At 39.6% G+C, this 14,791-nt stretch carries 11 protein-coding genes; 8 read left to right on the plus strand and 3 right to left on the minus strand.

Going from position 1 to position 14,791, the window contains the following annotated elements:
• Positions 1–165: 165 nt before the first annotated feature.
• From polA to tsaD, 5 genes are all read left to right on the plus strand, one after another.
• Positions 166–2,955: a DNA polymerase I gene (gene polA / locus JST56_06260; protein MBS1988560.1), complete on the plus strand. Its 2,790-nt coding sequence runs from the start codon at positions 166–168 to the stop codon at positions 2,953–2,955.
• Positions 2,956–3,145: 190 nt separating this feature from the next.
• The gene (rpmA, locus tag JST56_06265; protein ID MBS1988561.1) at positions 3,146–3,415 is read left to right on the plus strand and encodes a 50S ribosomal protein L27; all 270 of its coding nucleotides are present in this window, start codon (positions 3,146–3,148) and stop codon (positions 3,413–3,415) included.
• Positions 3,416–3,443: 28 nt separating this feature from the next.
• Complete coding sequence (secF, locus tag JST56_06270) at positions 3,444–4,340, plus strand: protein translocase subunit SecF (protein MBS1988562.1); 897 nt, start codon at positions 3,444–3,446, stop codon at positions 4,338–4,340.
• Between the two features lie 308 nt (positions 4,341–4,648).
• The gene (rho, locus tag JST56_06275; GenBank protein ID MBS1988563.1) at positions 4,649–6,082 is read left to right on the plus strand and encodes a transcription termination factor Rho; all 1,434 of its coding nucleotides are present in this window, start codon (positions 4,649–4,651) and stop codon (positions 6,080–6,082) included.
• A gap of 8 nt (positions 6,083–6,090) precedes the next feature.
• Entirely contained in the window at positions 6,091–7,134 is a 1,044-nt protein-coding gene (gene tsaD / locus JST56_06280; protein ID MBS1988564.1) for a tRNA (adenosine(37)-N6)-threonylcarbamoyltransferase complex transferase subunit TsaD, read from the plus strand.
• A gap of 96 nt (positions 7,135–7,230) precedes the next feature.
• Here tsaD and JST56_06285 read toward each other — a convergent pair whose 3' ends face one another.
• The 3 genes from JST56_06285 to JST56_06295 form a co-directional block, all read right to left on the minus strand.
• Positions 7,231–8,724, minus strand: coding sequence for a hypothetical protein (locus tag JST56_06285; GenBank protein MBS1988565.1), 1,494 nt, complete (start codon positions 8,722–8,724; stop codon positions 7,231–7,233).
• A 132-nt stretch (positions 8,725–8,856) separates the two neighbouring features.
• Positions 8,857–9,552, minus strand: a complete 696-nt coding sequence (locus JST56_06290; protein MBS1988566.1) for a hypothetical protein — start codon at positions 9,550–9,552, stop codon at positions 8,857–8,859.
• A gap of 122 nt (positions 9,553–9,674) precedes the next feature.
• Positions 9,675–12,695 carry a hypothetical protein gene (locus JST56_06295; GenBank protein MBS1988567.1) on the minus strand — a complete coding sequence of 1,007 codons (3,021 nt, stop codon included), beginning with the start codon at positions 12,693–12,695 and terminating at the stop codon, positions 9,675–9,677.
• Between the two features lie 416 nt (positions 12,696–13,111).
• On the opposite strand from JST56_06295, the gene JST56_06300 reads away from it, so the two are divergent.
• From JST56_06300 to JST56_06310, 3 genes are read left to right on the plus strand one after another with little or no spacing between them, the layout of a single operon-like run.
• The gene (locus JST56_06300; protein ID MBS1988568.1) at positions 13,112–13,567 is read left to right on the plus strand and encodes a DUF2062 domain-containing protein; all 456 of its coding nucleotides are present in this window, start codon (positions 13,112–13,114) and stop codon (positions 13,565–13,567) included.
• Positions 13,564–14,013: an SsrA-binding protein SmpB gene (gene smpB, locus JST56_06305; protein MBS1988569.1), complete on the plus strand. Its 450-nt coding sequence runs from the start codon at positions 13,564–13,566 to the stop codon at positions 14,011–14,013. Before JST56_06300 ends, smpB begins: the two co-directional genes overlap by 4 nt.
• Entirely contained in the window at positions 14,010–14,786 is a 777-nt protein-coding gene (locus JST56_06310; protein MBS1988570.1) for a biotin--[acetyl-CoA-carboxylase] ligase, read from the plus strand. The genes smpB and JST56_06310 overlap by 4 nt, the downstream gene beginning before the upstream one ends.
• Positions 14,787–14,791: the final 5 nt, after the last annotated feature.

The following is a 14,791-nucleotide window of genomic DNA, read 5'->3' on the forward strand; positions in this document are numbered from 1 at the left end:
ACAATTTATTTACAAAACGTACTAATATCTTATCTGATACTCAGACACAAAGACAAAGTATACCCCATGACAGCAAAACGGAGCAAGCCTCTTCACAACAGCGTATTTGCTGCTACGCTGAGGGAAAGATTTAAAATTTGACCAAGAAAAATTTAGGAACTCACTGTGCACCGAATAAAAAAAGAGGCGATCTTTGTTATTGACGCTTCATACCTCATGTACCGTTCATATTATGCGATCAAGCCACTCTTCACCTCTGGGGGCACACCAACACAGGCAACCTACGGCTTTTTTCGAGCATTCAAAAAAATAATGGATGACTTTCATCCGACAAATATTATTGTTGCGTGGGACAGTAAGGGGCCAACATTTCGCAACGAAATGTACACAGCATATAAAGCAACGCGCTCAGCGCCCCCCAGTGACCTCTTCGTTCAAAAAGAGCATATCCAAAAAGTTCTTGATGCCATGGGCGTTTGCCAAATGGCGCAACCAGGCTTTGAAGCTGACGACGTCATCGCTGCTATTGCCCAAAAATTTCGCCCCGATTATCAAATTGTTCTGGTCTGCCCCGACAAAGATATGTATCAGTTGATGGGTAAAAATTTGCTCGTGTTTGACCCATTTAAAAATCGGCTCTTTGATCAAGCTGAATATGAGCAAGAGCTTGGCTTTCCCACAGAAAAGCTGCCTTTTTATTATTCACTGCTCGGCGACGCTTCAGATAATATTCCGGGCGTACGAGGAATTGGTAAAAAAGGGGCACTTGATTTGGTCGTTCAATTTGATTCACTTGATGACCTGTATGCAAACATCGATAACCTTGAAAAAGAACGAACACGCAAGAGCTTGCTTGAATACAAAGATGATGCTTATTTAAGCTATCAACTTTTTTTACTCAAGCCCTTTGACTTAGAAGTTCCTAAAAATTGCATGGAATTCAACCCTGAGCAATGGCACCAAGCGGCAGCTCTTTTTACGCAACTTGAGTTTTTTAGTTTTGTTAAAAAGCCATCAGTCCAAAAGAATATTTTTGAAGTAAGCAATTCAGACAACAATAACATTACCGTTGTTCCTGAACATTTGGCTGATACCCCCAGCACTATTGCGACACGCCAACTCACAGAAAAACCGTGGGAATGCCTGATTGTTGAAACCGAAGAAGGGCTTGCAACACTCATTCATGAAATTAAAAAAGCGGGCGAATGCGCCCTTGATACTGAGACCAATGGCATCGACGCCATGAGCTGCCAGCTTGTTGGCATTTCTTTTGCCGTTAATACGGAACAAGCGTATTACATCCCGTTTTTACATCCACCAATTGGCCAACATCAACAGCTTGACCGCAAGCAAACACTTGCTCAACTCAAACCTGTTCTTGAGGACAAGCGTATTGCCAAATATATGCACAATGCAAAGTTTGATGAACTCGTTTTGCGCAATTTTGGCATCACGATAGAAGGCACAACCTTTGACACTATTTTAGCCGCAAATCTGTTTCGGAGTGATGATGAAAAAATTAATCTCAAAGATCTGTCTGCGCAATATCTTCACGAACCAATGATGCGCTTTAAAGATCTAATGGGTAAGCAGTACAAGGCCTTTGATCAAATTCCTGTAGAAAATGCTGCGCCCTATGGAGCACACGATTCACTCCAAACACTCAAACTCAAACACATTCTTGAAAAAAAACTTGCGCACGAAAAAGTACTCTGTGCGTTTTTTCACGATGTTGAAATGCCGTTCTACAAAGTTCTCCTCAAGATGGAGCAAACCGGCATTATGCTTAACGCACCGGTTCTTACCGCAATCTCAAAACAAGCAACTAAAAGTATTCATACAATTAATGAAAAAATTGCCGCAGCTATTGGTTCAGATAAAATTAATGGGCATGAGATTAATTTGAACTCGCCCAAGCAAATTGAAGTACTCCTTTTTGATAAGCTCAACCTGAGTCCGGTTAAAAAAAGCCCAAAGGGGAAACGGTCAACTGACCGCGATGTATTAGATGAGTTAAGCAAAGTTCACCCTATTCCTGGCTTAATTTTGCAATATCGCGAGCTTGCAAAACTTCAGAACACGTACCTTGAACCGCTCCCTCTTTTTGTTAACAAAAAAACAGGGCGCGTACACACCTCATACAGCCAAACCATGGTAACAACCGGCCGACTTTCAAGCGCTAACCCTAACCTGCAAAATATTCCCACGACCCAAGGACTTGGCCTTGCCGTGAGAGGAGCATTTATTGCACCTGAAGGCAGACAATTTATCTCTGCAGACTATGCACAGGTTGAGCTCCGTATTCTTGCTTACTTATCGCAAGATGAAAATTTGATGAAGGTATTCTCATCTGATATGGATATTCATACACAGACCGCATCCCAACTCTTAGGAATTCCCCCTGAACAGGTCAGTCATGAAGACCGCCAACTGGGTAAACGGATTAATTTTAGCATCACCTACGGGCTTACACCGTATGGCCTGGCTCAAGATCTTGAAATCAGTCCAAAGCAGGCCAAGGAGTATATCGATAAATACTTTGCTACCTACCCAGGAATAGCAGTTTGGATGGAAAAAACGGTCGAATTTGCCCAAAAGCATGGATACGTCGAAACGCTCATGGGCAGACGTCGCTACTTACCCCAAATTCATGAAAAAAATAGAACTCTGTTTGAATCTGCTCGCCGCATGGCTATTAACTCTCCGGTACAGGGCACACAAGCTGAGATTATGAAAGTAGCAATGACCCGGCTAGATGATCTTTTTGAGCAAAAAAAACTTGATGCCCGACTCATTTTACAGATTCATGACGAGGTGCTTATTGAGGTTGATAACAAGGCAAAAGATGCTGTGGAAGCCATTGTTCGAGAAACCTTTGAAGAAGTTGTCAACTGGAATGTGCCGCTTAAAGTGACACTACGAGCTGGAAATAACTGGGGCGATGTCACAAAATAATTTTGACATTTAACCTAAAAGACGGCAGACTTGGGTTAATTGTAGTTCAAGGAAAAGCGAGCGTAGTAGAAGAAGATTTGTGTTTCTAGATTGGCCAATTTAAGGCTTATCGAAGATTTGCAAAATGAGTCTGAAAATGTTCAAAAACAATGAGTGTTTGCAAAAACATACGTAACTAAAGGATGAGACGATGGCAACGAGTAAAACCGGTGGCTCGACAGGTAATGGCCGCGAAAGTCATTCTAAACGCCTTGGCTGCAAAAGATTCGATGGTCAATTAGTTAGCTCAGGTCAAATTTTAGTCCGTCAACGCGGTACGAAAATTCACCCTGGCGCAGGGGTTATGCGCGGTGGCGATGATACGCTGTTTGCATCTACAGGTGGATATGTTAAATATCGCAGTGGATTCAAAGGCAGAAAATTCGTTACGGTCACCTCTGTAAACGTCAATATTAAATAGATTTCGGTCTGTTGAGATTGGAGAGACGATGCAGGTCACGACGGCTGATTCCGTAAAATATAAATATGATTTTTTAAAATATCGATCAATTTGGCTTTTTGTATCCATCGCCTACATTGTTGTAGGAGTTGGTTTTTACATTGCTAAAGGCGGGTTTAGTTATCACATCGATTTTACGGGCGGCGCTGAATTGCGCGTCTCGTTTGAAAAACCCTCCGATATTTCAACGGTACGTGGTATCATCAGTGCCAAGGGTTGGAAAGACGCTTCAATTCAAAGCGTAGGTTCTACCGGTAAGAATTTTATTATCCGTGTTGGCAGTCTTGATAGCGATACCGAAGCACACATCAAAAGAGATTTAACCGATGGCATGGACGATAACAAGGTCCACATTGACAACGTTTCATGGGTTGGCGCTGAAGTAGGAAAAGATACAAAGACGAATGCAATTACGGCTATTCTTATTTCTTTGTTCTTCTTACTCCTTTACATTGCAGTTCGTTTTGAATTTCGATTTGGAATCGGCGCAGTGCTATCACTCGTGCATGATTTACTTGCTATTCTGGCATTTATTCTTGTGTTCAACGAAAGTATTTCGTTACACGTTTTAGCTGCGATTTTGGCAATTCTTGGATATTCTATGAATGACACAATTGTGATTTTCAGCAGAATTCGAGAAAATTTAAGCAAATTAAAGGGAATTTCGGAGTATGATTTGGTTAATTTAAGCATTAACCAAACACTGCGTCGAACACTCTTAACAAGTAGTGCAACGTTATTATCAGTCCTTGCAATTTTATTGCTTGGTGGAGAAACGTTACGGGGGTTGTCGCTTGTTATGTTTATCGGGATTATTGTTGGAACATATTCCTCAATTTACATCGCAAGTCCTGTTATGATGTTAGCTGGCAAGGCAAAGAAATAATTGGATTGTAAGACTCACTTATTCTGAAACTTTGAAGCACTCAAGACTTTTTTAAAAGCGGTCTTGCCCCATTTCGATGGAGCATCCTTTCAGTAAATCCACGCGACGCTTTCTTTAAGCTCCATAAATTCTGATTTTTTTTGAGCAAGTATGCACTTTGCACGATTTTTTAATAAGCCGTGCAAAGTTTTTCTAATTTGCTGATAACTTAAATAATGTCGGTGTGAGATACATGATACATCTTGAGTCTTCTTTCATTTTTTGATGTGTCTTAAATACAAGTTTAATCCTCTAACAGTTCTAGGGATATGGTTAATACGAATAACAAAAAGAACAGTAGAATTTCCGCGGATACAACAAACAGAGATTCTCATTCTCAAGCAGCACCTCGAAATCAAAATCAAGGTCCTGTTGATGATGTCAACCCTCAACACGCCACACCGGAACAATCAGCGCCTAAAGCAACAATTAATGTTCAAGAACTCAAAGAGATGAACATTACCAACCTGATCAACTATGCTCAAGGCCTTGGCATTCCTGAAATAAGCTCACTGAAGAAACAAGAAATTATTTTTAAAATCTTGGAATCTCAGTCTGATCAACGCGTCGAAATTTACGGCGAAGGAATTCTTGAAAAGCTTCCTGATGGGTTTGGTTTTTTACGCTCTCCTAAATTTAATTATGTACCGGGTCCAGACGACATCTACGTCTCACCGGTCCACATGAAAAAATATGGACTCCGGACCGGAGACGTTGTGAGGGGGACCATTAGAAAACCTAAAGAGGGTGAGAAATATTTTGCGTTGCAACGTGTTGAAAGTATCAACTATCAACCACCAACTCACTCATCGAATAAAACAATGTTTGAAAACTTAACGCCACTTTTTCCTAATGAAAAATTTAATCTTGAAGCTCATCCTGGCGTCATATCAACAAGACTTCTTGATATCCTTGTTCCAATTGGAAAAGGACAACGTGGTCTGATTGTTGCACCTCCTCGTACAGGTAAAACATCTATTCTTAAAGAAATTGCAAATACCATTTTGCAGAATCACCCTGAAGTAATCATGATGATTCTGCTGATTGATGAACGCCCTGAAGAAGTAACCGATATGGAACGTTCAGTCAAAGCAGAAGTTATTAGCTCGACCTTTGACGAATACGCAACACGCCATGTTCAAGTTGCAGAAATTGTACTTGAAAAGGCCAAGCGCCTCGTTGAATGTGGTCGCGACGTCGTTGTTTTGCTCGACTCACTCACGCGTCTTGCTCGTGCTTACAACACGCTAGCTCCATCATCCGGTAAAGTATTGACCGGTGGTATTGATGCCAACGCATTACAACGACCAAAACGCTTCTTAGGTGCTGCTCGAAATATCGAAGAAGGCGGCTCGCTGACTATTCTTGCAACCACACTTGTTGAAACTGGCTCCCGAATGGACGAAGTTATTTTCGAAGAATTCAAGGGAACAGGTAACATGGAAATTCACTTGACCAGAAAACTTTCCAACCGTCGTATCTACCCTGCATTTGATCTGCAAGCTTCAGGTACACGTCGTGAAGAGTTGATGCTCAATGAAGAAGCGGTTAAGAATATGTGGGTATTGCAGAAGTTTATTGGTACCATGAATACCGTTGAGGGAATGGAACTTCTTATTGATAAAATGAAGAAGACCAAAACCAATGCTGAATTCTGGGACTTGATGCTCAAGAAAAAAAGCCCTGATAATTCTAAGAAATAATTGCACCTATGGCACGATATATTCTTGGAATTGAAACTTCTTGCGATGAAACAGCAGCTGCGGTTTTTGATATAAAAAACCGCACTATCCTTTCAAATGTTCTCTTTTCGCAAATTGCAGAGCATGGGGTTTATGGTGGAGTTGTTCCCGAAATAGCCTCACGCTCTCAACTTGAAAAAATTGATGGCATTGTGCGCAAAGCGCTCGATGATGCCAAGGTTTCACTTGATGCCATCGATATCATTGGAGTAACCTGTAAGCCGGGGCTTGTTGGTTCGCTGCTTGTCGGTATATCATTTGCCAAAGCCCTTGCATGGGCTGGCAATAAGAAGCTTATTGGTGTTGACCATTTAGAAGGTCATATCTTTTCATCATTTCTTAAGCCTGATGGCTCTTTTAATGAACAACTAAGCTTTCCTCATATCTGCTTGTCGGCATCTGGAGGGCACACCGCTATCTATTTGGTTAAAGATTTTGGGGTGTACGAACTGATTGCAGCAACGATTGATGATGCTGCAGGAGAAGCATTTGATAAAGTTGCCAAGATGATGGGGTATAACTATCCGGGCGGAGCCACAATTGAGCGGCTGGCAAGCGAAGTACAATTCAAAGATTTTTATAAATTTACGCGCACAAGAAAAACTGAAATTTTCTTCAGCTTTTCTGGACTCAAAACTGCAGTACTCTATCGCTTGGTTAAGCTGGGTGTCTATGATCTTGCACAAGGGCCATTACTTGCTCAGATGAGTCATCAGATCAAGCAAGAAATTTCAAGTTCACTGCTGGTTTGCATCACTGATATTTTTGAAAATAATATCAAGCAAGCACTCAGGATGTACCCTGATGTCAAAGCGGTTACTTTTGTTGGCGGTGTTGCCTGTAATAAATACATGAGAACTCGCCTTGAAAAAGTATGCCAGCGGAGAGGCAAACAATTCTTTGCTGCTCCACCGCAATCGTGCACTGACAATGCTGCAATGATTGCGCTTGTTGCAAGCTACAAAGCTAAACAGGGCAAATTTTCAGATCTGACACTCGATGTCTTTGGGTAGAACTCACTCAATCTCTATTTTTAGATACTCTTTTCAAGAAATAAAAAACCCCTCTCATTTAAGAAAGGGGCATAGCAAGAATTCAAGATTGATTTTTTAAACTGCTTGTGCAGCAATAGCATGCTGCTTAATTTCACCCAGCACATCCTTGTAAAGCCCAAGATGCCGATAGAAATGAGATGCATCTCGATGCGATTTTTTTACTTCTTCAACTTCACCCTGATCGCAGTTAAGTTTAAAAATATGCGCATTTTTGGCAATAAGCTTAGAAAGATGAAATGCGTGCATTAAAGGATCTTTGCGTATCACCAAGAAGTTTTGCGCATCATCAACATCAACGCCACCAAAAATTCCCTGAACATGTACCGGTCCTTCCTCACGAGATGGCGAAGCACAGGCCTTAGAGCGTGAATGAAAAAGCGCCCCTCCTGCAAAAAGCGATACTATGGTTCCGAGTGGTGAAACCAAAAGCGTATCGTGACACTGATGCTTTATGTACGAGCTTTTCTTGAGCTCAAGCGCATAACCAAATTTTGAGCTGTATGCGTAATAATATGAGCAGGCTCCACAATCATATAAAAATGCGGCAAACAGGCTATTGCCGTAAGAAAGTGAAAAAGGTTGAAATGCCTTTTCTGCTTGAGCTCTGATCAAGGTAACAAAATCTTGAAGGCTCTGTGCACGAAGCGCACTATCAAGCAGTTGCTTTGAAAGACTTTTTAACTTGCTGGCAGGCGCCAAAGCTTTAATACACTGGCTTACGCCTTCTGTTCCTCGCCACAAAAGCATCCGGTTATGCTTGCGGGCTTTGTATTCAAGCTCGAGTGCTTTGGCCACCATGCCATCACGTTTAAATTTTTTGGTTCTATCAAGCTCTTTTTTAAGCTTTTGAAAGTTATAGTCTGAAGCACTTACGCTCACTAATTCAGTAATAATTTCCTGAGCCAAAGAAGCACTTTGTTGTTCAATTTTTTTAGAAAATTTTCCAGAGGTTGGAGGTTGTGCACAACCTCCAACGTGGTTTATAAGGAATGAAGCAAGTTGTTGATGAGCACCAAATGCGAAATCACACACTGCTGACAATTCGTTAAATGCTGCATAAAAAGCAAAACTCAACCGACGCTCTTCAACTAAAGGCTTTCGAGCAATTGATTGGTAATAGAGTTCGTCAAACTCTCCAAGTAAAAATTTCTCTTGAATGACCTGAGCAGAATTATGAACAATCGAATCTTTTGAATTTTTAAAAAAAGTTAGATAACAAAAGAGCTCATAGAGTGTTGTAGGAACAAAAATAACATCTAAAATTTTATCAAGTTCTTGAAGCTTATTTCGTATAAATGTTTCTTCAGCATATGGCTGTGATGAGAAAAGCAATTCTTGCTCTTGTTGGGAAAATTCATGAATATGAGCCAAGCACATAGGCCACTGATAGGTTGTTAAAATTTTATGAGCAGACTTGAAAAGTTCTTGATCAGAATCTTCAAGCGGTGCAAAGTCACCATGAACATGCTTGCCAATAACAAGCTCTGGAAGAACAAACGAAACTGAAGAAATACAGATGATGAGCAGAGCAATAATACGCTTGACCATGAAACCTCCATTAAAAGTTTATCGGTCAGTTTCCACTACTTTTGAGAAACCTCACATAATCTCATGGTAATGGAATGCTCAGGCGTTGTAAAACGCCCCCAGAGCGCAAAATTCAGTTAGAATCAAATTTTTTTATCGATCAAGAACAAGCTGAACTTTTGGATTATTTCCAGGTACTTTTCGCTCAAAACGGGATGTTTGGTGAAAGGGACGAGAGTCCAGCGAATAGAGAATCGACTTGGCCGAAGAACGGTTTAAAACCTTATCATCCAGCTTGCTTTTGAGCACAATAGCAGGCAACTTAATAACCTGTTCTGGAAGATTCAAATTCCACAGTTCAAGCCGGTCAACGCATTTGGGGTCTACCAAGGCAACAATGGCGTGTTGAGGAATGACAAAATTTTTCTTGGTAAGCTTTTTTTCCTGAGCAAGCCACTGCCCGTGATTATTGCTTGGACGGAAAGTAAAATAACGATAATTTTTATCGGGAATAACCCCATAAAATGCAACCGTATTACTTTTTTCAAACTGTTGATCAATCTTTTTACAGATTACCAATGAGTACTTTTGAATATTGTTTGTATCAAGTGGAAGTGAAAAAAAGCCTTCGTTGTTGCTTCGTTGTTCTTTACCTTGATAGTAAATTCGATATTCAGGAACACGGTCGGCGCTAGCATTCTCTACTTTAATGCAACCACGCAGCTCAAAGCGATTACTTGGTCGAACTAGTTGCTCAGGCTTAACGGGGAACTGAACCGGTTGCTCATCGGCAGAGAGATTTGTTGCCAAACCGATAAGAGATATTAGAAACAAAAGGCGATAATTCATACAAAACTCCCCACACAAATCTATTGAATCTTTTTATTGTATGAGAATATAGCAGCGGTAGCACTTTGTGCAAGCTTAATGACAACGTACCAATATTTTCTCAATCAGTACTGACGCTGAGCTTATGTCACAGGCTGACCAAGATTAATTTTTAAAAGATTTAGCTGCTCTTTAAGCGCTTTGAGCTTGCCCTTAAGTCCACCAAGTTTGTCTTTTAAAGTTCCAAGGGCTGTTTCAAGTTCAGACTGTTTTTGAGCCGCATGAGCTGCCTTGCCTGCTTTTTTAACTTTTTTAGCTTCGTCCTGTGCAGCTTTTTCTTCGGCAATTCTTTTCTCTTCGGCAAGCCGTTCTTTCTCTTGCGCAGCTTTTTCTTCAGCTAATTTTTTTTCTTGAGCTAATTTTTCTAGTGCAGCTTGCTCTTCAGCCTTCTTAGCCTCTTCAACTGTCTTGGCTTTTTTAGCAGCTTTTTTTTCTGCAATTTTAGCTATCCTAGCTTCTTCTATTTTCTCTTCAGCAGCTTTCTCATCAGCGATCCTCTGCTCTTCAGCTAATCGCTGTTTCTCTTTCTGCTGCTCTTCAATTATTTTAGCCAGCTTCTCTGCTTCTAATTTTTCCTGTGCAGCTTTTTCTTCTGCTTTCTTAGCTTTTTTAACTTTCTTTTTTTCTTGAATAGCTTTTTCTTCTGCAGGAGTAATTTTATCAATCTCTCCATTAATTACGGCTATTTTTCCCTCAATAATTTGTTGTACACTCGAAGCATCACTCGCCTCAGAAATATTGAATATACCGCTACTATTAATATCTTCGTGCATACTTAAAAAACTCTTATTTTCATCTAAATTTTTCCATTTTGTTAATTTTTCTTTCAGAGGAGCCAGTTGCTGATTCTTCTTAACATTTCCCAAATTAGAACTATAAATCTCTATCATCCCTTTAACGATATGCAAAAGTTCTTCACATTTACCTTTACTGATACGCAGACCGAGCAAAGCACTATCAGCTTGGCTGAGCTTTTTTTGTATTTCCTCTTTTTCAAGTTGTTCTTGCACACGCAGCTCTTGTGTTTTTTGTTGCTGCGCTTTAAAGCCTATTCGTGTCTTAGACCTCCTCGCCGTGGACATAGCAGGCTTTTTTACGCTCGATAACCGAGGCTCTTTTGAGCCTGCGCCTATTACATTTAAGTAGTCCTGAGCATTTTTACCAAACTTATCCGGAGTAATGTTTTGATGTTTAAAATCAAGGCGACCTTTTTTTAAATGCTTTAAAAAATCAATATCATTATACTGGCCAGCTAAGTTAATAATACGGATGCTTATTTTAGGTCCTTTGAGCTCACTTAACTGATCACTATTATTAAATTGAATCGCTTGAACAATTGTTTTTATAACCTCAAACAATTGCTTTTTCACGTCATCATTATTGCTATTTGAGGCTTCTTCATCAAGTAGAAAACTCAATGCATTTTTAATTGGTGAACCGTGTTCAACAAGCATCTTGATTATTTTTAAATAAGGTTCTTTAAATTTAGTTATAAAGTGAGATGTAATTTCTTTAAAGAGTAAAACGGCATAATGCAGAGGGTTTTGTTTTTGATTATTTTCAAGTGATAGGTTAGGATTTTTTTCAAGCAGTTTTCTCATTACATCATTAACGAGCATTAATCCACAATCCTGATCAAACCATTTTTTATCAGATAATTTTTGAAAAGCTAAAATCAACAGGTGCACAGGAGTTCGGGTGGCCGATACTTGGTTCACGTCTAAACCATCTTTTTTAATAAGTTCTTCTAGCGCAATAGTCCATTGAATAAATTGATTCTTATTTCGCGGATAGGAACTCTGAAGCATTGCTTGAGCAAGAATACCTTTATATTTTTCATCTTTCAAATCAACTTTCTCAATAAATTCTTTAATAATTTGTTCAAAATTTGATATGAGTTGAGGAATATAACCTGACGATGCTGGTAGAAACTGTATTGCCTTAATTCCTTCTAAAAGAGGAATATCCTTAGATGTATACGAAGCTAGGTATCCCTTCCATAATAGTAAAACAATATCTAAAGTTTTAGACAGTTCATCTTCATCACCAACTAACTCTAAAACATTCTGCAATGCTGTTTTACCATCAAACTTTAAAGCTACCTGAGCTCCTTTTGAAATAAGACTCTTGCAAACGTCTTCGTGTAAATTCTGGGCCGCCCAAATAAGAAAGGTATTCTTAGTCTCTTCTCCATTTTTGCTTTTTTTAAGTAAAATTTCTGAGTTTATTAACGCGTGTTGATCAGGTAACCGCTCAATAATTTTTTTTATGACCTCTTTCTTTGCAAGAGCATCTGCTTTTTGAGCCTCAGTTGCTCCCCAATTAAGATCTATCATCGCATAGCCTAATGCAGTTTTATTACGATGATCGACAATATTTAAATCTGCGCCATTGAGAATGAGCGCCGCGGAGGCTTGCGCTAAATTATTTTGCACACTCCAATGCAGAAGCGTAGTCAAATCACTACCAACCGTAATCTGTTTACTTATAACTTCTTTGTTTTTTATTGTGGCTTCAATAATTTGAGTAACAATTGCAACTACCCTGGGATTATCCATTAAATTATTCTTTCTGAGCAGGGCACGAATCGCACCTTCATGTACTTGAGCACCTTTTCCAAGTAGTTTATCGATAAAGATTTGAAGAAAATTCATGCTCGCGTCATCATCTTTTTTTACACTGAAAAGAGTATTTATAATGTATCCGAAGAGCTGCTGTTGTGAAATATCACCATCTTTTTCAACCAATAAATTCACTAAGTTTTTATAGTTTTCAAGTTTTATGTTTGACTTCATCATACTGGTTGCACGAGACAACGGGCTATTTTTATTATTATTTTGAAGATTGACGTTGGCCCCTAATTCGATTAACTTACTGGCCAAATCAAATCTATCTAACTCAATAGCGGTGAGAAGTGGCGTTTCTCCATCTTCCCCAACCTGGTCAAGAAAATCACTATTGATCTTAATTGTATTGGCGATCGCTTCTGGAGTTAAAGCATCCAAGGCTTTACTATCAAGCTCTTGTAAGAAATTTTTTGTTCCATACAAGCTACCAACAAGACTCAAGGTTAATAGCACAAGAGCTATTACTCGATTTTTCATACTTAACCCTTTTTTCTAAGGGAGTCCGATACTCAAACAGTTAAAACCGCTTTGAGCACTAAAACTCTATTTTTATTAAAATACAGTATCAATTGATTAAAAAACTAATTACTTAATCTAATTGTAAATAATTAACTCAGGCGAAATCAAATACTTTGAATAAAGCCTCGGAAAAATTGGCTTAGATGTTTACGTTGAAAGAGAATTTAAATAAAAAGGTGACAATTACACAAGAAACAAGCTAGAATAAGTCTGACCAAAACATAGTGTAATATCGAAAAGTCGCGACTTTTCTACATTAGGATATAGTTTAGCCATTTCCAGATAAAACTCTCCACAAAGACGCATTTTTTAAAATATGCTACAGTGGTAAAAATGACGTTTTTTGTAACTAAGTTTTAAGAAAATCGATAGTCATGTGGTCAAATAAGCTTAAAGCAATTATTGTAAACGCCCTCAAGTCGGGATGGACAGCCGACAAGCTGAGTCTTACCTTTTGCCTGGGGCTATACATCGCATTTTCTCCATTTCCTGGTGGACATACGATTATGATGGTAACGCTTAACTATTTACTCAAACTTAACTTTCCACTTCTTTTTATTGTTACATCGATTAACAACCCCTGGACCATGATCCCATTCTTCTCACTGGATTATGTTTTTGGGTACTGGATTGTCCATTCTTTTTTAGGGTTTAACCCAAGCTGGACTATTTGCCTTGCAGACATTTTTGGTGGAGGCACCATATGCCTCTGGTCATTTTTTATTGGCGGCAACATTTTAGGCATTGCAGCAGCCCTTCTGGCTTACCCAATTGTGAGTTCATTTTTTAAAAAATTAGTCCCATCAGATCAAACGATTCAATCACCATGAAGATTATTACAACCAATAAAAAAGCATTTCACGATTACGAAATTATCGACACCTTGCAAGCCGGTATTGTTCTGAGCGGTAATGAGGTAAAGTCCATCCGCGCTAAGGGCATCTCGCTCATGGACTCATACGCAACAGTCTACAAAGGCGAGATGACACTGATCAATTGCTACATTGCCCCCTATTCGCATTCCTACAGCAAAGGTGATAACTCACGTCAAACACGTAAACTCCTTTTGCAACGCAGAGAAATCAATAAACTGATTGGTGATATCTCACGCAAAGGACTCACCATTGTACCACTCAAGGTGTATCTGAATGACCGTGGGTACGTAAAAATTGAGCTTGGAATTGCAAAACACCGCAAGCAATTTGAGAAAAAAGATAAGCTGAAAGAACGTGATATTGCACGTGAAACAGCACGCGAAATTAGATCTCGCTCATGATTTTTGGTTCAAAGCTTTATCGCGCTCCTGTTGTACAAAACACAATGCAATGGGCACGCGAATATCTATCTCAAGCGCCAGACGGCGCTGTTTTTCTGGCTGATACAGTCCAGCAGGCACAGGGTCGACAAGGCCGGGTATGGTCTATTGCTCCTGGGCAACTCTTGTTCACCGCAGTTTTAAAGCCAGCGATGCTCGCGCAGTGTGATCAAGATGATTTGGGCATTCGCTTAAATCAACTGAGTATGGCTCTCAGTTTGGGAATTCTTGAACCCATCAAGCAATATGGAATTGGCATCAAGTGGCCCAATGACTTTGTTGCCGGTGATAAAAAAGTGTGCGGCATGCTCATGCAAGCGGTCTGGGAAAGTAACAAACTACAGGGTTTGATTTTGGGATTTGGCCTCAATATAAATAATAAATTTGAATCTGAAGATGAGCTGCACTCAAGCGCGATGAGCTTAAGGACCCTTACAGGAACTGAACTGAACATGCGCGAACTCTACAAACAGTTACTCTCTAGCCTCGACCAATATTATTTGATGTGGCAAAACGAGCAATATATTGATATCTATCGAGCTTGGAAACAGGAGCAAGTACTCTTGCATAAGCACGTTTCTGTTCATGAAAAAGATGGATCTCTTATTTCTGGAATTTTATCACAAGTATTACCAAATGGAGATGCTATGCTTACCACTGCAAGCAAGCAGCTCAAAGTGGTTCAATTTTGTAATGTCGAATCGATTACTCAGAATGTTGCATCTAAAAACTAATACCC

The sequence above is a fragment of the Candidatus Dependentiae bacterium genome (genome assembly GCA_018266175.1).
Classification (GTDB): Bacteria; Babelota; Babeliae; order Babelales; family RVW-14; genus JAFEAY01.

Bases quoted from the DNA above. Each gene is read 5' to 3' on its own strand.
- tsaD (MBS1988564.1), top strand. From the start codon at position 6,091: ATGGCACGATATATTCTTGGAATTGAAACTTCTTGCGATGAAACAGCA.
- JST56_06285 (MBS1988565.1), bottom strand. From the start codon at position 8,724: ATGGTCAAGCGTATTATTGCTCTGCTCATCATCTGTATTTCTTCAGTT.
- secF (MBS1988562.1), top strand. From the start codon at position 3,444: ATGCAGGTCACGACGGCTGATTCCGTAAAATATAAATATGATTTTTTA.
- rpmA (MBS1988561.1), top strand. From the start codon at position 3,146: ATGGCAACGAGTAAAACCGGTGGCTCGACAGGTAATGGCCGCGAAAGT.
- smpB (MBS1988569.1), top strand. From the start codon at position 13,564: ATGAAGATTATTACAACCAATAAAAAAGCATTTCACGATTACGAAATT.
- JST56_06310 (MBS1988570.1), top strand. From the start codon at position 14,010: ATGATTTTTGGTTCAAAGCTTTATCGCGCTCCTGTTGTACAAAACACA.
- JST56_06295 (MBS1988567.1), bottom strand. From the start codon at position 12,695: ATGAAAAATCGAGTAATAGCTCTTGTGCTATTAACCTTGAGTCTTGTT.
- JST56_06290 (MBS1988566.1), bottom strand. From the start codon at position 9,552: ATGAATTATCGCCTTTTGTTTCTAATATCTCTTATCGGTTTGGCAACA.
- JST56_06300 (MBS1988568.1), top strand. From the start codon at position 13,112: ATGTGGTCAAATAAGCTTAAAGCAATTATTGTAAACGCCCTCAAGTCG.
- rho (MBS1988563.1), top strand. From the start codon at position 4,649: ATGGTTAATACGAATAACAAAAAGAACAGTAGAATTTCCGCGGATACA.